Genomic DNA, 17,843 nt, shown 5'->3' on the forward strand with positions numbered 1-17,843 from the left:
TCCTCCTGTTTATAAGAGGACACCAGAAGTACTGACAGATGTTGCACTGCTGTGTGTAGAATCAGACCATAACCCCCACAGGGAGGAAAATATAAAACCAATTTCTTACATCTAATTTCAATCTAGCTTTTACGAAGTTTAAAGCAAGTGTTAAACGTGTAACAGAATGTAAAAATCAATATTAATTTGTGAAAAATGCTTATTGTTAATGGTAATAATTGATGAAAAAGTTGTACATATAAATAGACGTGCACAGATTTTAAAAATCATACAAATATTTTTATGTAATTGATTTTTAATCTTATTTGTTATTTTTACGTCGCACTAATTAAGTATGAGTTTCAGATTATTTCTAAGCCAGTGAATGGGCTGCTGCCTGGCTTAAGAAAACAGGCGTCGTGTCACGCACTGAGAAAAATGATCTCCAGCCGTTACGTTTAAACAACGCGGGATGACGCCTGGACAGCCTTCATCCCGTTGTACAACCCGATCGCAAGACCTGCTTAATAAAAAATATAAGCTGACCTAATTAAAGTGATTTTTGATGTAAATTACGACTTTGTGATGAGCCGATAAATAAAAATAAGTCGCGCGGGTGAGATATTTAAAATGTTTCAGCGGACATACTCTTCACCGTAACGACGCGTTAACACAATACGAGTCGTTTTAACAAGTAGCATTGGTAAAGGTTTATGGCGTGATTAAATAGCCAGGTCCAGGGTGACAACATGAAAAACACATCGTTAATTATGATGTTTACATTACTGGGTGCGCCTGGATTTGTGACCGCAGCGAATTCAGATTTGGCAAATGCTGAATATAACTTTGCGGTTAACGAATTAAGTCTTTCATCACTCAATCAGGCAGCCATTATTGGTCAGCGGGGCGTTTTCAATAACGCTGAGGTTAGCCAGGACGGTTCAAGACTCTTAGCCATTGTATCTCAGGATGGGGCGGGTAACAGAGCGAGAGTTGATCAATCAGGGAGTTACAATTTAGCCTGGGTCGATCAAAGCGGTAACGGGAATGATGCAGGTATTACGCAAGATGGATACGGTAATAGCGCGAAAATTATCCAGAAAGGGTCGGGTAATAGAGCAAATATTACGCAGTACGGTACGCAGAAAACCGCAGTTGTAGTGCAGAAACAGTCGCAAATGGCGATTAACGTTATTCAACATTAGCGCTTTCGCGACGACTTTAATCAATCCGATGGGGGTTTACCATGAAATTTATCAAAGTGGCAGCACTTGCAGCAATCGTAGTTTCTGGTAGTGCTATGGCGGGTTCTATCAATCAGGGTGGATGGGGTCATGGCCATGGTCACGGTGGATACAGTGGCCCAAATTCAACGCTGAATATTTACCAGAACGGTGGCGGTAACTCCGCGGTTGCACTGCAGACTGACGCCAGAAATTCCGTTCTGAATATTAGCCAGACCGGTGGCTTTAACGGTGCTGACGTAGGTCAGGGTTCCGATGACAGTAAAATCAACCTGACCCAGAAAGGTTTTGGCAACAGTGCAACACTTGATCAGTGGAACAGTAAAAAATCTGTTATGAACGTTAGTCAGTCCGGCGGCTTTAACGGTGCCCTCGTAGACCAGACTGCGTCTAACTCTACTGTCAACGTTACCCAAATCGGCTTTGGTAACCACGCGACAGCTCATCAGTACTGATACTGAAATCTGTGCTACAAAAAAACAGGGCTGATGCCCTGTTTTTTTTCGGGAGTTCATCATGAATACCTTAATTCTACTCGCCGCGCTTTCCAGCCAGATAACCTTCAAAACGTCGCAGCAGGAAAATATGACCACCATTATCCCGCAGGTCACTCTGGCGCAGCCGTGTGATTGTCAGGTTCAGATTGTTTCTCTGCGAGAAGGGCAAGGGGGACAAAGTTCGTCCAGGCAGCAAAACACACTTTTTATACCCGCTAATCAGACGATTGATTTGATGCGCCTGAGTTTAAATATAAGCGCGGGAGACACGGTAAAAATCGTTGTCACCGTTTCAGATGGAAAATCGCTTCATTTATCAAAACAGTGGTCGCCAGCGGGAAGTTCGATCTAAATATTCATGAAATCAATGTATTGCGAATATGACGGGTCTTCGCCGTTGAGCTATGCTGATATCACGGACCAGGTCGTTATGTTCCGTAACGTGAAACTTCGTTTGTCATAATAAATGAAGCGCGTTTACCCCTCATGGACGATTTTCATTGAGGAGTACCTATAATGAACAACTATTTTGCTCGACTCGTGGCAGGTCTGGGTCTGGTCGTTTCAGCTTTGAGTATCCCGGCTTATTCGGCCACGGTTGTTGACGGTGGCGTCATTCATTTTCGCGGTGCCATTGTTGCCGACCCCTGTGAAGTCGCCCCCCAGAAGCAACAGATTGCAATGTCATGTCCAAATAATAACCGTATGCAAACGCGTATGATCAGCTATAAAGAGGCGCTTAACGGGAAAGTGAGCGATTCAAACCTGGCAACGCTCAATATGAAATACCTTAATCCTGAAAAAACGCTCGCGGTTGTCGAAATCCAGTATCGCTAGTGCGCGTTCTCGCGCCCTGCGGTGAAAGAGGATTTTTTCTGATAGTTTTTTCTCCCGGTCTCCTCTGCGATACACTTAAGAAAATGGCGGGTTGCAGAGGGGCTTTATGAAACCGCAAATTGAAATTATTCATGGCGATATTACGACAGTGCACGTCGACGTCATCGTCAATGCGGCCAATCCATCCCTGATGGGGGGAGGCGGCGTGGATGGGGCTATCCATCGGGCTGCCGGACCGCAGCTGCTGGAAGCCTGTAAAACCGTGCGCCAACAGCAGGGCGAATGTCCTCCCGGTCACGCGGTGATTACGCTGGCGGGCAATCTGCCTGCGAGAGCGGTAATTCACGCCGTAGGGCCTGTATGGCATGGCGGGGATCAGCACGAAGCGAGTATTCTGGAAGAGGCTTACCGGAACTGTTTGCGACTGGCCGCCGACAACGGTTATAAAACGATGGCGTTTCCAGCCATCAGCACCGGCGTGTATGGTTACCCTAAGGCCGCTGCCGCAACGATCGCCGTAGAAACGGTTTACCGCTATTTGTCGTTAAAACCGCTGCCAGAGAAGGTGATTTTTGTCTGTTTCGACGACGACACCACGCATCTTTATCAGCGGCTTCTTACCCAGCGCAGACAAGAGCTGGAGAGCTGAAGTAAACGCGGCGCATCGGGTGCGCCGCGTGATTTATGAGGCTTTTGCCTGTGGTTTTCCTGAAAAGAGGAAGCGCAGGAGCGGGATCCGCAGATGGATTTCGTAGAGTACGATTGCCACCCCTACAACAAACACCAGCCCGGTAAAGAAGCCCAGCGTGTTGGAAGCGATGTGCGGTGTGATGTAAGCCCCGAAGAAAAGCGTCAACGGATGATGCACCAGATAGATAAACAGTGACGCATTAACGAAGTAGGTCACGCGGCTCGACTTAAAGTTCAGCAAGCGGTGGCCCAGCGCGAATACGACGTTCACCATCCACAGGCCCAGCAGCATAGTGATCACGCTTTCCGTTTCATACATCCAGGCGTCGCCGCTGCCGTAGCGCTGATTCAGCAGATAGGCCGCGAACGCGAGGCTTGCCCCCAGAGCGCACCACGGTGACGGGGTGACAAACAGCGATTTAAGCTTCGGATGAATAAAAGCCAGCGCGCCGATTAAAAAGAACGGAATGTAGAACAGGGACTGCATCACTACAAAATTAAATAACCCGTCGCTCAAAATCGGCGGATAGACGATGAGCAGCGTCCGTCGCACGGCGGCATAGGCAATCCCCAACAGCAAGAAGAGCACTGACAGTTTGCCCATCGTAACGTTGGCGAAGAAGGTGTCGGCTTTTGTACTCAGATGATGGCGCAGTCGGCTGAAAATCAACAGGCTCACCGTTGTGAGCACCACCAGGACCAGCAGGAACCACAGGTGAGACACCAGCTCCCAGACCAGCGTATTGTACTTTTCATACAGCGACAGATTCGGCCAGTTCTCCGCTTTGCCCTTCACGTACTGCAACATAATGAACTGAGGCAGCGTCAGCAGGGGAATGGCGGTCAGCATGGGGATCCCCACGCGCTCTACGCGCACTTTCCACCAGCGCTTGAGCGGATATCGCAGAAATAACATGTAAGAAAAATAGCCGGATATGACGAAGAACACCTGCATACGGAAGGCGTGAATAAAGTCATTAAACAGCGTCAGCCACCAGGAGGGCATCTGGCTATTCACATGCCAGGTGTGGCTGGAGTAAATCAATGAAATGTGAAAGGGGATCCCCAATAGCATCAGCCAGGCCCTGATCGAGTCGAGGAAATATTCACGTTCTGTTAGTGTTGTGCTCATATAACGTTGTGCATTCTCAGACTTTTCGTCTTATCCCTAAGACTCATAATGGTTACATTCGAAGCCAACCCTACACCAAGACCGACACCCTGTCTCCAGGATAAGCACGCAAAGTGAATAGCGGGTTCTTTCATTTGCTTATTCCATGAGCCAGCAGCTGAACAAAGCAGTGATAATGTTGTCGGATTGCCTGAGTTTCCATTAAAATGGATCGGATCGATATAAGCACACAAAGGGGGAAGTGCTTACTTATTATGAAACATAAACCACAGATGATGAAAATGCGTTGGTTGGGTGCTGCAGTGGTGTTATCACTGTATACCTCATCGGCACTGGCCTTTAACATCGACGATGTCGCAAAACAGGCAAAATCGATGGCAGGCAAGAGCTACGAAGCGCCGAAAAGTAACTTGCCCTCCGTTTTCCGCGATATGAAGTATGCGGACTATCAGCAGATCCAGTTCAATCACGACAAAGCGTACTGGAGCAATATTAAAACCCCGTTCAAGCTTGAATTTTATCATCAGGGTATGTATTTCGACACGCCTGTTGCCATCAATGAAGTGACGGCAACCGCGGTACGTAAGATCAAGTACAGCCCGGATTACTTCAATTTTGGCAATGTGCAACACGACAAAGATACGGTGAAAGACCTGGGCTTCGCAGGCTTTAAGGTGCTTTACCCGATCAACAGCAAAGATAAAAACGACGAAATCGTCAGCATGCTTGGAGCCAGCTATTTCCGCGTTATCGGCGCGGGGCAGGTGTACGGGCTTTCTGCGCGTGGTCTGGCAATTGATACCGCGCTGCCATCAGGTGAAGAGTTCCCACGTTTCCGTGAGTTCTGGATTGAACGTCCAAAACCAACGGATAAGCGTCTGACCATTTATGCGCTGCTGGATTCCCCGCGTGCAACCGGTGCCTATCGCTTTGTGATTATGCCGGGTCGTGACACGGTGGTTGACGTGCAGTCCAAGGTTTACCTGCGTGATAAAGTGGGCAAGCTGGGCGTTGCGCCGTTGACCAGTATGTTCCTGTTTGGGCCGAACCAGCCGTCACCGGCAACCAATTTCCGTCCGGAACTGCACGACTCCAACGGTCTGTCTATTCATGCCGGCAACGGTGAGTGGATCTGGCGTCCGCTGAATAACCCGAAACATCTGGCAGTAAGCAGCTTTGCAATGGAAAACCCGCAAGGCTTTGGCCTGCTGCAGCGTGGACGTCAGTTCTCCCGCTTTGAAGATTTGGACGATCGCTATGACCAGCGTCCAAGCGCCTGGGTCACGCCAAACGGTGACTGGGGTAAAGGCAAGGTCGAGCTGGTAGAAATTCCAACCAACGACGAAACCAACGATAACATAGTCGCTTACTGGACGCCGGATCAGCTGCCGGAAGCCGGTAAAGAGATGAACTTCAAGTACACCATTACCTTCAGCCGCGACGAAGATAAGCTGCATGCACCGGATAACGCGTATGTGATGCAGACTCGCCGCTCAACGGGTGATGTGAAGCAGTCTAATCTTATCCGTCAGCCTGACGGTACCGTGGCGTTTGTCGTGGACTTCACAGGCCAGGATATGAAGAAACTGTCGCCGGATACCGCCGTTGCCGCTCAGGCCAGCATCGGTGATAACGGTGAAATCGTTGAGAATACCGTGCGTTACAACCCGGTAACCAAAGGCTGGCGTCTGACCCTGCGCGTGAAAGTGAAAGATCCGAAACAGACCACTGAAATGCGTGCTGCGCTGGTCAGTAACGATCAGCCGCTGAGTGAAACCTGGAGCTATCAGCTACCTGCTAATGAATAATACATCTGAATATATTGATGCCATGCCGCTAACGGATATCGAAAAAGCGGCACTGCCAAAGAGCGACATCCGCGCGGTTCACACCGCGCTGGATGGTGAACATCATACGTTTTCCCGTGATGATGATACGCCGCTCGGGTCAGTCAAGGCACGTCTGGAGCAGGCCTGGCCGGACTCGCTGGCGGAAGGGCAGTTGATTAAAGACGATGAAGGACGCGCTCAGCTTCAGGCGATGCCGAAGGCTACGCGTTCCTCTATGTTCCCCGATCCATGGCGCACCAACCCGGTGGGCCGCTTCTGGGATCGCCTGCGCGGGCGTGATGTGACGCCGCGCTATCTGTCACGCCTGACGAAAGAAGAGCAGGCGTCCGAACAGAAATGGCGTACCGTGGGGACAATCCGTCGCTATATCCTGCTGCTTCTGACGCTGGCGCAGACCGTCGTCGCGACCTGGTACATGAAAACTATCCTGCCTTACCAGGGCTGGGCGTTTATCAATCCGACGGACATGATGGGTCAGGATCTCTGGGTCTCCTTCATGCAGCTGCTGCCGTATATCCTGCAGAGCGGCATTCTCCTGCTGTTCGCGGTCCTCTTCTGCTGGGTCTCGGCCGGTTTCTGGACTGCGCTGATGGGCTTCCTGCAATTGCTCATGGGGCGTGACAAATACAGCATTTCAGCGTCAACGGTCGGGGATGAACCCCTCAATCCTGAGCACCGTACCGCGCTGATTATGCCTATCTGTAACGAAGACGTTGACCGCGTATTTGCGGGCCTGCGTGCGACCTGGGAGTCCGTGAAGGCGACCGGCAACGCGGAGCATTTCGACGTTTACATCCTGAGCGACAGCTACAACCCGGATATCTGCGTGGCGGAACAAAAAGCGTGGATGGAGCTGATTGCAGAAGTGCAGGGCGAAGGCCAGATCTTCTACCGCCGCCGCCGTCGTCGCGTGAAGCGTAAAAGCGGTAACATCGATGACTTCTGCCGTCGCTGGGGTAACCAGTACAGCTACATGGTGGTGCTGGACGCTGACTCCGTCATGAGCGGCGACTGCCTGAGCGGTCTGGTGCGTCTGATGGAAGCCAACCCTAACGCGGGTATCATTCAGTCTTCGCCGAAAGCGTCCGGTATGGATACGCTGTATGCGCGCTGCCAGCAGTTCGCCACCCGTGTTTACGGGCCGCTGTTTACGGCGGGTCTGCACTTCTGGCAGCTGGGTGAGTCGCACTACTGGGGCCACAACGCCATTATTCGCGTGAAGCCGTTCATCGAACACTGTGCGCTGGCGCCGCTGCCGGGTGAGGGGTCGTTTGCCGGTTCTATCCTGTCGCATGACTTCGTGGAAGCGGCGCTGATGCGTCGTGCTGGCTGGGGCGTCTGGATTGCCTACGACCTGCCGGGATCGTACGAAGAGCTGCCGCCGAACCTGCTGGACGAGCTCAAGCGTGACCGCCGCTGGTGTCACGGTAACCTGATGAACTTCCGCCTGTTCCTTGTTAAAGGGATGCACCCGGTACACCGCGCGGTGTTCCTGACGGGCGTGATGTCTTATCTTTCCGCGCCGCTGTGGTTTATGTTCCTCGCGCTCTCCACTGCGCTGCAGGTCGTCCATGCCCTGACGGAGCCGCAATACTTCCTGCAACCGCGCCAGCTGTTCCCGGTGTGGCCGCAGTGGCGTCCGGAGCTGGCGATTGCGCTGTTTGCCTCCACCATGGTGCTGCTGTTCCTGCCTAAGCTGCTCAGCATCATCCTGATCTGGTGCAAAGGCTCGAAAGAGTACGGCGGTTTCTTCCGCGTGACCCTTTCACTGCTGCTGGAAGTGCTGTTCTCCGTCCTGCTGGCGCCGGTACGTATGCTGTTCCACACCGTGTTTGTGGTCAGTGCGTTCCTGGGCTGGGAAGTGGTCTGGAACTCACCGCAGCGTGATGACGACTCCACGCCGTGGGGTGAAGCCTTTATGCGCCACGGTTCTCAGCTGCTGCTGGGTCTGGTATGGGCGGCCGGGATGGCGTGGCTGGATCTGCGCTTCCTGTTCTGGCTGGCGCCGATTGTCTTCTCGCTGATCCTGTCGCCGTTTGTGTCCGTGATTTCCAGCCGTTCAACGGTGGGGCTGCGTACTAAACGCTGGAAACTGTTCCTGATCCCGGAAGAGTATTCCCCGCCGCAGGTGCTGGTGGATACCGATCGTTACCTGGAACAGAACCGCAGTCGCTCGCTGGATGACGGCTTCATGCACGCCGTGTTTAACCCGTCATTCAACGCCCTGGCGACGGCAATGGCGACCGCGCGTCACCGCGCCAGCCAGGTGCTGGAGATTGCCCGCGATCGTCACGTTGAGCAGGCGCTTAACGAGACACCAGAAAAACTCAACCGCGACCGTCGTCTGGTGCTGTTGAGCGACCCGGTGACAATGGCGCGTCTTCACTACCGCGTGTGGTCCGCTCCGGAGAAATACTCTTCGTGGGTGAACTACTATAAGGACGTGAAGCTGAATCCGCTTGCGCTGAAGTCGAAGTAAGCCTTCTCCGTAATAAACAAAATACCGGCTGTGAGGCCGGTATTTTTTTAGAGGTTAGAGATGAGAATCATCATCATCATCATGATGGCATGCCTGCTCAGCGGCTGCGGCAGTATCATCAGTCGCACCATTCCAGGGCAAGGCCACGGAAATCAGTATTACCCGGGCGTGAAATGGGATCTTCGTGATTCCGCGTGGCGCTACCTGACCGTGCTCGATCTGCCGTTTTCGCTGATTTTCGACACGCTGTTGCTGCCGATCGATGCCAGCCACGGCCCTTACGAATAGCGTAAATTAACGCTCGTCCCATTCGTCGGCTGCGGTTTGACCTTCTTCCGTATCCAGCGGCGGCTCGAGCTGAAACTCACCCTCATCCCACTCGTGCAGGGTGTTCTCTTCCAGCCATTCCTGCCGAAGTTCGATTTCGTCATAGTCGCCATCAAAGACGGCCTGCGCACCTTCACCACTTAATATCGGCAAACATTCCCCTTCTTCACCTTCATCGGCAAAGAATTCGGCCTGCCACATAATATCCCCATCCTGCAGAACGTATTTTTGGATATTAAGCTGTTGCACGTCAGCATCTTCTTCTTCAACGCCGGGGTTGTCGGCGAGGAACTCTTCACGAGCGGCATCAATAGCTTCTTCCAGCGTGGCGTACATGGTCATTGGTGTCTCCCTGTTTTCCAGAAGGTTTCAGGGAAAGAATAGCTGAATATAAGATTCTGCAAGTATGAATGCGAAAATAAGCTGTCAGGCGTTCGTCTTATTCCGTCACGGGCCGCAGCGCGCGGGATAAACTGAACCATGAATAAATGGCATTGAACAACACGACGCCCGCCGTCACGATAAAGACGGCGCGAAAACCGAAGCTGGCGGAGATCCCGGCCCCGAGCAGCGGTCCGGTGACGTTACCGATATCGCGGAATGACTGGTTATAGCTGAAAATACGCCCGGCAATCTGGTTCGTGGAGTTGTAGACCAGCAGAGTCTGTACGGCGGGCAGCAACGCGCCGTCGGCGGCACCCAGCAAAAAGCGAAGTAAGCCCAGCTGCCACGGAGACTGCACCATCGACATGGGGATAAGCAGCAGGACGGAGATTGCCAGCGCGCAGATCAGGATTTTCTCCGGACCAACGCGGTCCCCCAGTTTTCCCAGTCTCGGGGCGCTCAACAGCGCCGCCACGCCGGGTACGGAGGCAATCAGCCCGCTGATGAACGCAATACTGCTGACGTTACCTGCCAGGTCGCGAACGTACAGCGTCAGAATAGGGGCAATCGACCCGGTAGCCACCTGGATAATCATTGTCGTCACGAACAGGCTCAGCACCAGTCTGGGATTTTTGAGCGAGGTCAGCACCTCCCTGGCGTGGAGCATCTCTTTTTTGGCGACAGGCGTGAAGTTTTCCCGGATACAGACCAGGGTGACGATAAAGCACAGGAACAACACGCTGGCGGTGATAAAGAACACCGGGCGTAGGCCGTAGTTATCCGCCAGTAATCCCCCGGCCAGCGGTCCCAGCAGAGCACCGCTCACGCCGCCGGTAGAGAGCGTCCCGAGCGCCCAGCCGCTCTTATGGCGGGGAATTTGCGTGGCAATCAGCGCATTCGCGTTGGGAATGAATCCCCCCAGCAGGCCCAGCAGCGCGCGCAGGATCAGAAACTGCCAGACGTTCTGCGCCACGCCCATCAGCGCCATGATAATGGCCATCCCCAGCGCCGAACGCAGCAGCATGATTTTACGTCCCTTGCGGTCGGCAAGGCCGCCCCAGAAGGGCGAGGCCATCGCGGAAAAGAGAAACGTGATGCTGAATACCAGACCGGACCACATATTGAGCGCGCTGTGGCCCGTCACGCCAAGCTGTTCGACGTAGAGCGGTAGGAAGGGCATGACCAGGCTAAACGCAGCGCCGGTAAGAAAACAGCCAAGCCACGCAACCGTGAGGTTACGCTTCCAGTTTATGGGGGCGTCTGAGGGTGACATAACTATCCGCATAATGAGGTGCAGAGCACCTGAAGCATAAAGTAATAAGCCTGCTAATTATGCGCCTGGGTTATGATTGCCGCAATGACGAGGAGCTTTTAAAGCTAAAACGGCATGCGGCCCTGAGGACCGCATGAGGATTAATAGCGTGACGGCGTGCCTTGTGGCCGCGTTTTAAAACGGCGGTGCAGCCACATATACTGCTCGGGCGCCAGCATGATGCACTTCTCCACAACGCTGTTCATCCAGCGCGCGGTGGTTTCCGCATCGTCAAGCGGTGGCGCAAGCTCCGGTTCCAGCATCATTAGCTCGTAGCCTGAACCATCCTGCTTACGGCGAGGGACGAAAGGCACGATGGCGGCTTTAGACATCCGCGCCAGCATCCAGGTACCGGTCGTTGTGGCGGCCTCTTCAACGGCGAAGAAGGGAACAAATACGCTGGCCTGTGGGCCATAGTCGTGGTCGGGGGCGTACCAGACCACTTCACCGGATTTCAGCGCGCGGATCATCCCCTTCAGATCTTTACGGTCGATCATGCTTTTGTTGGAACGCATGCGGCCGTTGGTCTGGATTAAATCAATGACCGGGTTATCGTTAGGACGATAAACGCCAATGCCCGGCGCCTGCATGCCGAACATGCGTGCCCCGATTTCCAGCGTCAGGAAATGGACGCCGATCAGCAAAACGCCCGTCTGGTTGGCCTGAAGCGTATGCACAGGCTCCATGCCGGTTCCCGTTACCTCGCTCCAGCGGGCCATGCGTTTGTCCGGCCAGAACCACGCCATGCCGGTCTCCATGAGCCCCATCCCGACGGATTCGAAATTCTTCGCGACCATATCGTGACGCTCTGACTCGCTCATCTGCGGAAAACACAGCTCAAGATTGCGGTACGCGATTCTGGCGCGACGCTTCATAAACAGCTGTGCGAAACGGCCCAGAAATTTACCCAACCGAAAAATAACAGGGTAGGGAAGCTGTACCAGAAGCCATAAAAAGCCGATGCCAAGCCAGGTCAACCAATAGCGGGGATGCAAAAGGGCGGCAGTAAATTTTGGTAACTGGGTCATGTCTTTCCTGTGTTCAAACGTCCTGTTTTGCTAGTGTCTCATTTTTTGAGACATAGCCAAAATATCTGCTTTCGAAGCGTACACGAATACAGCAATTGTTAAGCCTGATTAATCAGGGTGTGTGAAATGTAGCGTAAATTGTGGGGATGTAAATTGGTTTTGTTTGCTATATGATGCCGACCGATTTTTCATTCTCTCTAACGATTCCAGGACTGTACACCATGCCAGTGTTACACAACCGCGTGTCGAATGAGATGTTGAAAGCGCGTATGTTGGCTGAAACCGAACCGCGCACAACCATCTCTTTCTATAAATACTTCACGATCGACGATCCGCAGGCGACCCGCGATGCGCTTTATCAGGCGTTCACGGCGCTGAACGTCTTCGGACGCGTCTACCTTGCCCGTGAAGGCATCAACGCGCAGATTAGCGTACCGGAAAGTAAAGTCAGCGCCTTCCGTGACGTACTTTATCAATTTGACCCTGCCCTTAACGGCTTGCGCCTGAACATTGCCCTGGATGATGACGGGAAATCCTTCTGGGTGCTGCGCATGAAGGTGCGTGAACGCATCGTGGCGGACGGTATCGACGATCCCGAGTTTAACGCGGCGGATGTCGGTGAATATCTCAAGGCTGCGGAAGTGAATGCGATGCTGGACGATCCGGATGCCGTGTTCATTGATATGCGTAACCACTATGAGTACGAAGTGGGGCATTTCGAGAATGCGATGGAAATCCCGGCCGACACCTTCCGCGAGCAGCTGCCCAAAGCGGTTGAGATGATGCAGGAACATAAAGATAAAAAGATCGTTATGTACTGCACCGGCGGTATCCGCTGTGAGAAAGCCAGCGCGTGGATGAAGCACAACGGCTTTAATAAGGTCTGGCATATTGAAGGCGGCATTATCGAGTACGCCCGCCGTGCCCGCGAGCAGGGTTTACCGGTGCGCTTTATCGGGAAAAACTTTGTTTTTGACGAGCGTATGGGTGAGCGTATCTCGGAAGACGTTATTGCCCAGTGCCACCAGTGCGGCGCACCGTGTGATACCCACACCAACTGCAAAAACGACGGGTGTCATCTGCTATTTATTCAGTGCCCGGCCTGTGCCGAGAAGTTTAACGGCTGCTGTAGCGAACTGTGCAGCGAAGAGAGCATCCTGCCGGAAGAAGAGCAGCGTCGCCGTCGCGCAGGACGTGAAAACGGCAACAAGATTTTTAATAAATCACGCGGCCGTCTGAACACCAAACTGGGTATCCCTGATCCGGAATGATAATAACGCCCGGCACGGCGAAAGCCTGCCGGGCGAATCTATTATGATTTCTGCTGTATACCTTCAACGGATATAATCAGCTCAACGTCCTGAGACGCCGGGCCTAAATCCGTTGTGATATTAAAATCTTTCAGGTGAATTTTACCCACCGCTTCAAAACCTGCGCGTTTACCGCCCCACGGATCGTCACCCTGACCCAGTAATTTAGCATCAAGCGTGACCGGTTTGGTTACGCCATTAAGCGTCAGATTGCCGGTAATATTTAGCTTATCACCGTCTTTCTTCACCTCAGTTGAAGTGAAGGTCGCCTGCGGGAATTTCGCGACGTTGAGGAACTCCCCACTGCGCAGGTGTTTATCGCGCTCTGCGTGGTTCGTTGTCGACGCTGTTCGTATTAATCGTCACATTGACTTTATCGGCCGCGGGATTTTTTTCGTCAAAGGTGAACGAGCCGTCAAAATCCTTAAAGGTGCCGTACAGCCAGCTGTATCCCAGGTGCTGAATACGGAAATTGACGAAAGCGTGCTGACCTTCTTTATCAATTTTATAATCAGCCGCCACGGCGGAACCGGCGGTGAATAACAGAGAACCCAGGGCGATACCCAGCAGGTGTTTTTTCATTTTATGCTCCAGAGTCAACTGACGAGCGGCCAAGCATGCGCTTTAGCGTATCGTCTTTATCAATAAAATGGTGTTTGAGGGCGGCAAGCCCGTGCAGCACGGACAGGATCACCACGCTCCAGGCAAGCCAGAGGTGAATGACCCCCGCCGTGTCGGCCTGCGCCCCGGCATCGCTAAATGTTGCCGGAACCTCGAACAGGCCAAAGACGTTAATCGGCTTACCGTCAGCCGTCGAAATGAGATAGCCGCTAATCAGGATGCCAAACAGCAGTGCATAGAGGGCAATATGCGCGGCGACTGCACTGACGCGGGTAAATTTGCTGTGGGTCTTTGGCGCGGCGGGCGGCGGGGAAACATGTCGCCAGATCACGCGGAAGACCAGCCCCAACATCAGGAGAACGCCAATGCTTTTATGTAACTCCGGTGCCTGGTGATACCAGCCGTCATAATAGCTGAGCGTGACCATCCAGAGGCCAAGGCCAAACATACCGTAGACGGCAAGAGCAAATATCCAGTGCAAACCTATGGATATTATTCCGTAGCGCCGGGAGGAGTTACGCAGTTGCATCAGAATGTCCATTTTCAAATTAACCGAAGGGTAAAAATGAACGGGAAGATGTGATATTGCAACTGAAAAAATTGTCTATTGATTTTTATTTTATTTATTTCAGCGCTTTTGAACAGGATTGATAAAGGTAATTCAATGTCTTCGTGCAAGATGGAATTGAGAGTTTCAGTAAAGCTAAATAAATGTCAATTATTGTCAATCGGGGCTTTCAGTAAAATACAATGTAAACAAAATCAATAATGGCCAGCAGCGCCCACAGTAAGATATAGAGCATAAAATGCTCGCGAATATTATTCATCAGAAAGCTAACGATCCTGCGCATAATGACCCGTAATGCAGTGTGAGTGAAATGGGCTCCGGTACCTCCGGAGCCCGTGGCGGATTATCCGTTAAAACGCGAGAGGGAGAAGGGCGTCAGATCAAACTGCGGCGTGATGCCCTGGGCAAACTGCGCGGCGATTTCACCTAGCACGGAAGCAAATTTAAAGCCGTGGCCGCTTAGCCCGGTGATCAGCAGAACGTTGTCATGCCCCGGCAGCGTATCAATGATAAAGTCTTCATCCGGCGTGTTGTCGTAGGTACAGGCCGCGCCATACAGCAAGCCGCCAACGCCTGGAAGAATATTGCGCAGAAACGAGAAGGCTTCTGAACCATCCTGTGGCCAGGCACCGAAGGGTTTACGCTCTTCAGGGGAGGAGATAACCTGGCCCCCGTTGTGTTTACCGATTTTCAGCGCGTCTTTCTCGGAAGGGAAACCGTAGAACTGATCGCCATTCGGCAATTCGCCGGTGAAGGCCGGGAATTTATTCTGCGCGCTGTAGCGCCCATCCGACTGGAACCAGGAGAAGACCTTACGTACCGGCTGGATTGGCAGTTCCGGCAGCAGGCGAGTAACCCAGGTTCCTGCGCTGACGAGCAGGCGGGACGCTGAATAGTCACCGTCAAGGGTCGTTACCGTGACGCCATTCACGTCATGGGTGACAGCCTCTACCGGGCAGTTAAACAGCTGCGCACAGCCAGCTTTCGCGGCAAGATCGATCCAGGTTTTGATCGCCGTTTCACAATGCAGCACGCCAGAGTGGGCTTCAAAGAGGCCGATGTAATCATCCGGGACGGTAATTTCAGGCCAGCGCGCGGTAATGCCCGTCGCGTCCAGCTTCTCGACATCAAGATTATAGGCTTTTGCGCTGCGCTCGACGCTGGCGAGAAAATCAGAATGGGCAGGGCCAAGGTTGATGACGCCGGTACGCTCAAAAATACGCTCTTCGGTCTGCTTCGCCAGCTCGTCCCACAGCGTCTGGGCGCGAAGCACCAGCGGTACATAGCGCTCGCCTTCTCCATACGCATGACGCATGAGGCGGGTATCGCCATGATGGCTACCCTCCGCATGAGGAGGGAGGTGGGCATCGATCATCAGGACCTTCAGACCTGCCTGCGTTGCGTAATAACCGGCAGCGGAACCCACGGAGCCGCTACCAATAATGATTAAGTCGTATCTCATATGCATCTCGTAAACTGATGTTTTGTTAGCAGAGTAATTAACAACGCGGGGTTAGACAAGGGAGAAATAAATAAGGCACCGCGAGGGTGCCTGTAGAGAGAAAAGTGGGCATAAGCTTAGTGCCGTTTATACTCATTTTCCTGATAGTCGCCAGATTCTATTTTTGCAATACCTGCCTCTAAAATAGAAATAAACTGACGGGCGACGTCTGTTGTTAGCCACAGCGTCTGTCCAACTTCCGCTTCTTCACGGTTGAGTTGATTCGGGGTCTGGTAGTGCAAACGCAGCATCAGCGCATCGTAGCTATCTACGGTACTGATATCCCAGCCAACCAGTGGATGGGTCTGGATCACTTCACTATTCTTTTCCATTATAACCCCCTTAATGCGTGTTAGAAGACAACGGCTTTGAGGTTCAATGCATGTTTTTCTGAAAGCAACTTCAGTATACCAAGTAATAAGGGTTCCAACGGGAAAAATAAACAGGTGGCAACACATTTTTCTGCTTTTTAGGATTGTTCGAACAATAAAACACCATCTCGTTCACGATTTTTAAAGAAGATGCCGAATTAATTTGAACTTGCAGGATTTTTAGACAAAAAAAAGCCGGGGCGACCCGGCAAAAAAACACAATGAGGGAGCAGTGTTAATCTGTGATAAACCAGTCGTCTGCGCTTTCCCACGTTTCCTGCAGGATTTCGCTGATGCGATCTTTATCTTCTTTCGCAGCACCAATGACGGAGAGGTTGTTCGCCGCGGCGTAACGCACCGTTACGGCACCCGCGTTGTCGGGAAAGGTGTTGTTAATACGGCGGGATAATTCGCCTGCCAGTGCATCAAGCGCGCCGGCAGGCAGAACGGTTGTTTTGGCTATGGTGACTTCAATACGCATAAATGCCCCCTGTGTAATATACTGTTTATTTATACAGGTATATTATCGGTTTGACAACAAGGGGCATTGATTTTTTAACGTTTTACCGTCCAGTTAACGGTTTCGCCCGCCAGGAACGGGATCAGCGTGTCATCCGTCAGCGCAATGGACTCCTTAACGTGGCTCGCTTTACGCTCCAGTTCGATGAAAGTGTCGTTGACCGGCAGGCCGTAGAAGCGCGGGCCGTTAAGGGAGCAGAAGGCTTCAAAATGTTCGAGCGCGTTCATCTCTTCAAAGACGGTCGCGTAGCTGGCCAGTGCCGTTGGGGCGTTGAAGCAGCCTGCACAGCCGCAGCTTGCCTCTTTGCGGTGGCGGGCGTGAGGTGCGGAATCGGTGCCAAGGAACGCGCGGGTGAATCCGCTGGCGACCAGCTCGCGCAGCGCCTGCTGGTGGATGTTGCGCTTGAGAATCGGCAGACAGTACAGGTGAGGACGCACCCCACCCACCAGCATGTGGTTACGGTTAAACATCAGGTGCTGTGGCGTAATGGTAGCGGCGATGAGATCGTTGCCGTCGCGCACGTACTCTGCCGCGTCTTTGGTGGTGATATGCTCAAAGACCACTTTAAGCGCGGGCAGGCGCTGGCGCAGAGGCTCCATTACGGTCTCGATAAAGCGGGCTTCACGGTCGAAGATGTCAATCTCGGCATGCGTGACTTCACCATGGACCAGCAGCGGCATGCCCAGTTTCTGCATGCGTTCCAGAACCGGCATGATGGCATCAATGCTGGTGACGCCGTGGCTGGAGTTGGTGGTGGCATTCGCCGGGTAGAGTTTCGCCGCCGTAAATACGCCTTCGTTAAACCCGCGCTCCACTTCGTTCGGGTCCAGCGAGTCGGTAAGATAGCAGGTCATCAACGGGGTAAAATCGTGTCCCGCAGGAACGGCATCCAGGATGCGCTGGCGATAGGCCTTCGCGGCATCGACGGTGGTGACTGGTGGAACCAGGTTAGGCATGACAATCGCGCGGCCATAAATTTCGCTGGTATAAGGCACGACGGTTTTCAGCATATCGCCATCGCGCAGATGGATATGCCAGTCGTCAGGGCGGCGGATTTTAAGAACCTGGGGTTGTGCAGTCATGGAAGCTCCGGCTTGTCAGGAATCAGTCATAAGGATGGCTGTTTTTGCCGGACACAAATCATAAGCGGAAACGTTTTCGTTTGCACACTTTTCCGTAAAAAAAAGGGCGCC

General features: G+C 52.6%; 19 protein-coding genes and 1 pseudogene. 9 read left to right on the forward strand and 11 right to left on the reverse strand.

The features are described 5' to 3' along the window. Nucleotides 1-728 precede the first annotated feature (728 nt). The 5 genes from csgB (at nt 729) to ymdB (ending at nt 3,206) form a co-directional block, all read left to right on the forward strand. Nucleotides 729-1,184, forward strand: coding sequence for a curli minor subunit CsgB (csgB, locus tag LA04_RS05915; RefSeq protein ID WP_047650839.1), 456 nt, complete (start codon nt 729-731; stop codon nt 1,182-1,184). A gap of 41 nt (nt 1,185-1,225) precedes the next feature. Then, a complete protein-coding gene (gene csgA, locus LA04_RS05920) occupies nt 1,226-1,678 on the forward strand; it encodes a curli major subunit CsgA (protein WP_047650840.1) in 453 nt (150 codons plus the stop codon). A gap of 61 nt (nt 1,679-1,739) precedes the next feature. Further along, nucleotides 1,740-2,072, forward strand: coding sequence for a curli assembly chaperone CsgC (gene csgC / locus LA04_RS05925; RefSeq protein WP_047650841.1), 333 nt, complete (start codon nt 1,740-1,742; stop codon nt 2,070-2,072). A 164-nt stretch (nt 2,073-2,236) separates the two neighbouring features. After that, a complete protein-coding gene (locus LA04_RS05930; protein WP_047650842.1) occupies nt 2,237-2,557 on the forward strand; it encodes a hypothetical protein in 321 nt (106 codons plus the stop codon). A 106-nt stretch (nt 2,558-2,663) separates the two neighbouring features. Then, nucleotides 2,664-3,206 (forward strand): O-acetyl-ADP-ribose deacetylase, encoded by a 543-nt coding sequence (ymdB, locus tag LA04_RS05935; RefSeq protein WP_023311113.1) that lies wholly within the window; start codon nt 2,664-2,666, stop codon nt 3,204-3,206. A gap of 33 nt (nt 3,207-3,239) precedes the next feature. Here the strand turns inward: ymdB and mdoC are convergent, their stop codons facing one another. Continuing rightward, nucleotides 3,240-4,379: a glucans biosynthesis protein MdoC gene (gene mdoC, locus LA04_RS05940; RefSeq protein WP_047650843.1), complete on the reverse strand. Its 1,140-nt coding sequence runs from the start codon at nt 4,377-4,379 to the stop codon at nt 3,240-3,242. Nucleotides 4,380-4,633: 254 nt separating this feature from the next. Here mdoC and mdoG point away from each other — a divergent pair, with 254 nt between their 5' ends. From mdoG to LA04_RS05955, 3 genes are read left to right on the forward strand one after another with little or no spacing between them, the layout of a single operon-like run. After that, nucleotides 4,634-6,187, forward strand: a complete 1,554-nt coding sequence (gene mdoG, locus LA04_RS05945; protein WP_021240787.1) for a glucans biosynthesis protein MdoG — start codon at nt 4,634-4,636, stop codon at nt 6,185-6,187. Further along, complete coding sequence (gene mdoH, locus LA04_RS05950; protein WP_047650844.1) at nt 6,180-8,708, forward strand: glucans biosynthesis glucosyltransferase MdoH; 2,529 nt, start codon at nt 6,180-6,182, stop codon at nt 8,706-8,708. The genes mdoG and mdoH overlap by 8 nt, the downstream gene beginning before the upstream one ends. A 60-nt stretch (nt 8,709-8,768) precedes the next feature. Continuing rightward, nucleotides 8,769-8,996 (forward strand): YceK/YidQ family lipoprotein, encoded by a 228-nt coding sequence (locus tag LA04_RS05955; RefSeq protein WP_047650845.1) that lies wholly within the window; start codon nt 8,769-8,771, stop codon nt 8,994-8,996. Between the two features lie 6 nt (nt 8,997-9,002). Here the strand turns inward: LA04_RS05955 and LA04_RS05960 are convergent, their stop codons facing one another. The 3 genes from LA04_RS05960 to LA04_RS05970 form a co-directional block, all read right to left on the reverse strand. Continuing rightward, the gene (locus tag LA04_RS05960) at nt 9,003-9,377 is read right to left on the reverse strand and encodes a MysB family protein (RefSeq protein ID WP_023311118.1); all 375 of its coding nucleotides are present in this window, start codon (nt 9,375-9,377) and stop codon (nt 9,003-9,005) included. Between the two features lie 97 nt (nt 9,378-9,474). Continuing rightward, on the reverse strand, nt 9,475-10,692 hold the full coding sequence (mdtG, locus tag LA04_RS05965; RefSeq protein ID WP_047650846.1) for a multidrug efflux MFS transporter MdtG: 1,218 nt from the start codon (nt 10,690-10,692) through the stop codon (nt 9,475-9,477). Nucleotides 10,693-10,832: 140 nt separating this feature from the next. Beyond that, nucleotides 10,833-11,759 (reverse strand): Kdo(2)-lipid IV(A) acyltransferase, encoded by a 927-nt coding sequence (locus LA04_RS05970; protein ID WP_047650847.1) that lies wholly within the window; start codon nt 11,757-11,759, stop codon nt 10,833-10,835. A 221-nt stretch (nt 11,760-11,980) separates the two neighbouring features. Between LA04_RS05970 and trhO the strand changes: the two genes are divergently transcribed. Beyond that, a complete protein-coding gene (gene trhO, locus LA04_RS05975; RefSeq protein WP_047650848.1) occupies nt 11,981-13,030 on the forward strand; it encodes an oxygen-dependent tRNA uridine(34) hydroxylase TrhO in 1,050 nt (349 codons plus the stop codon). 41 nt (nt 13,031-13,071) lie between these two features. Here trhO and LA04_RS05980 read toward each other — a convergent pair. The 7 genes and pseudogenes from LA04_RS05980 to pyrC all read right to left on the reverse strand — a co-directional run bounded on the left by LA04_RS05980 (nt 13,072) and on the right by pyrC (nt 17,732). Beyond that, nucleotides 13,072-13,651: pseudogene (locus LA04_RS05980) on the reverse strand (YceI family protein). Nucleotide 13,652: 1 nt separating this feature from the next. Continuing rightward, the gene (locus tag LA04_RS05985; RefSeq protein ID WP_047650849.1) at nt 13,653-14,219 is read right to left on the reverse strand and encodes a cytochrome b; all 567 of its coding nucleotides are present in this window, start codon (nt 14,217-14,219) and stop codon (nt 13,653-13,655) included. A 208-nt stretch (nt 14,220-14,427) separates the two neighbouring features. Continuing rightward, on the reverse strand, nt 14,428-14,541 hold the full coding sequence (locus LA04_RS05995; RefSeq protein ID WP_032638658.1) for a YceO family protein: 114 nt from the start codon (nt 14,539-14,541) through the stop codon (nt 14,428-14,430). Between the two features lie 60 nt (nt 14,542-14,601). Next, the gene (solA, locus tag LA04_RS06000; RefSeq protein ID WP_047650887.1) at nt 14,602-15,720 is read right to left on the reverse strand and encodes an N-methyl-L-tryptophan oxidase; all 1,119 of its coding nucleotides are present in this window, start codon (nt 15,718-15,720) and stop codon (nt 14,602-14,604) included. Nucleotides 15,721-15,836: 116 nt separating this feature from the next. Beyond that, entirely contained in the window at nt 15,837-16,091 is a 255-nt protein-coding gene (gene bssS, locus LA04_RS06005; protein WP_008500827.1) for a biofilm formation regulator BssS, read from the reverse strand. A 274-nt stretch (nt 16,092-16,365) separates the two neighbouring features. Beyond that, nucleotides 16,366-16,611, reverse strand: coding sequence for a DNA damage-inducible protein I (gene dinI / locus LA04_RS06010; RefSeq protein ID WP_008500826.1), 246 nt, complete (start codon nt 16,609-16,611; stop codon nt 16,366-16,368). 74 nt (nt 16,612-16,685) lie between these two features. Continuing rightward, on the reverse strand, nt 16,686-17,732 hold the full coding sequence (gene pyrC, locus LA04_RS06015) for a dihydroorotase (protein ID WP_047650851.1): 1,047 nt from the start codon (nt 17,730-17,732) through the stop codon (nt 16,686-16,688). Between the last annotated feature and the right edge of the window lie 111 nt (nt 17,733-17,843).

The sequence above is a fragment of the Enterobacter sp. UCD-UG_FMILLET genome, from assembly GCF_000762975.1.
Lineage (GTDB): Bacteria > Pseudomonadota > Gammaproteobacteria > Enterobacterales > Enterobacteriaceae > Enterobacter > Enterobacter dykesii.

Coding starts and splice junctions, on each gene's coding strand:
- mdoH (WP_047650844.1), top strand. CDS start 6,180: ATGAATAATACATCTGAATATATTGATGCCATGCCGCTAACGGATATC.
- mdoC (WP_047650843.1), bottom strand. CDS start 4,379: ATGAGCACAACACTAACAGAACGTGAATATTTCCTCGACTCGATCAGG.
- trhO (WP_047650848.1), top strand. CDS start 11,981: ATGCCAGTGTTACACAACCGCGTGTCGAATGAGATGTTGAAAGCGCGT.
- LA04_RS05985 (WP_047650849.1), bottom strand. CDS start 14,219: ATGCAACTGCGTAACTCCTCCCGGCGCTACGGAATAATATCCATAGGT.
- csgA (WP_047650840.1), top strand. CDS start 1,226: ATGAAATTTATCAAAGTGGCAGCACTTGCAGCAATCGTAGTTTCTGGT.
- LA04_RS05955 (WP_047650845.1), top strand. CDS start 8,769: ATGAGAATCATCATCATCATCATGATGGCATGCCTGCTCAGCGGCTGC.
- pyrC (WP_047650851.1), bottom strand. CDS start 17,732: ATGACTGCACAACCCCAGGTTCTTAAAATCCGCCGCCCTGACGACTGG.
- ymdB (WP_023311113.1), top strand. CDS start 2,664: ATGAAACCGCAAATTGAAATTATTCATGGCGATATTACGACAGTGCAC.
- mdoG (WP_021240787.1), top strand. CDS start 4,634: ATGAAACATAAACCACAGATGATGAAAATGCGTTGGTTGGGTGCTGCA.
- dinI (WP_008500826.1), bottom strand. CDS start 16,611: ATGCGTATTGAAGTCACCATAGCCAAAACAACCGTTCTGCCTGCCGGC.
- csgC (WP_047650841.1), top strand. CDS start 1,740: ATGAATACCTTAATTCTACTCGCCGCGCTTTCCAGCCAGATAACCTTC.
- bssS (WP_008500827.1), bottom strand. CDS start 16,091: ATGGAAAAGAATAGTGAAGTGATCCAGACCCATCCACTGGTTGGCTGG.
- LA04_RS05970 (WP_047650847.1), bottom strand. CDS start 11,759: ATGACCCAGTTACCAAAATTTACTGCCGCCCTTTTGCATCCCCGCTAT.
- LA04_RS05930 (WP_047650842.1), top strand. CDS start 2,237: ATGAACAACTATTTTGCTCGACTCGTGGCAGGTCTGGGTCTGGTCGTT.
- csgB (WP_047650839.1), top strand. CDS start 729: ATGAAAAACACATCGTTAATTATGATGTTTACATTACTGGGTGCGCCT.
- mdtG (WP_047650846.1), bottom strand. CDS start 10,692: ATGTCACCCTCAGACGCCCCCATAAACTGGAAGCGTAACCTCACGGTT.
- LA04_RS05995 (WP_032638658.1), bottom strand. CDS start 14,541: ATGCGCAGGATCGTTAGCTTTCTGATGAATAATATTCGCGAGCATTTT.
- solA (WP_047650887.1), bottom strand. CDS start 15,720: ATGAGATACGACTTAATCATTATTGGTAGCGGCTCCGTGGGTTCCGCT.
- LA04_RS05960 (WP_023311118.1), bottom strand. CDS start 9,377: ATGACCATGTACGCCACGCTGGAAGAAGCTATTGATGCCGCTCGTGAA.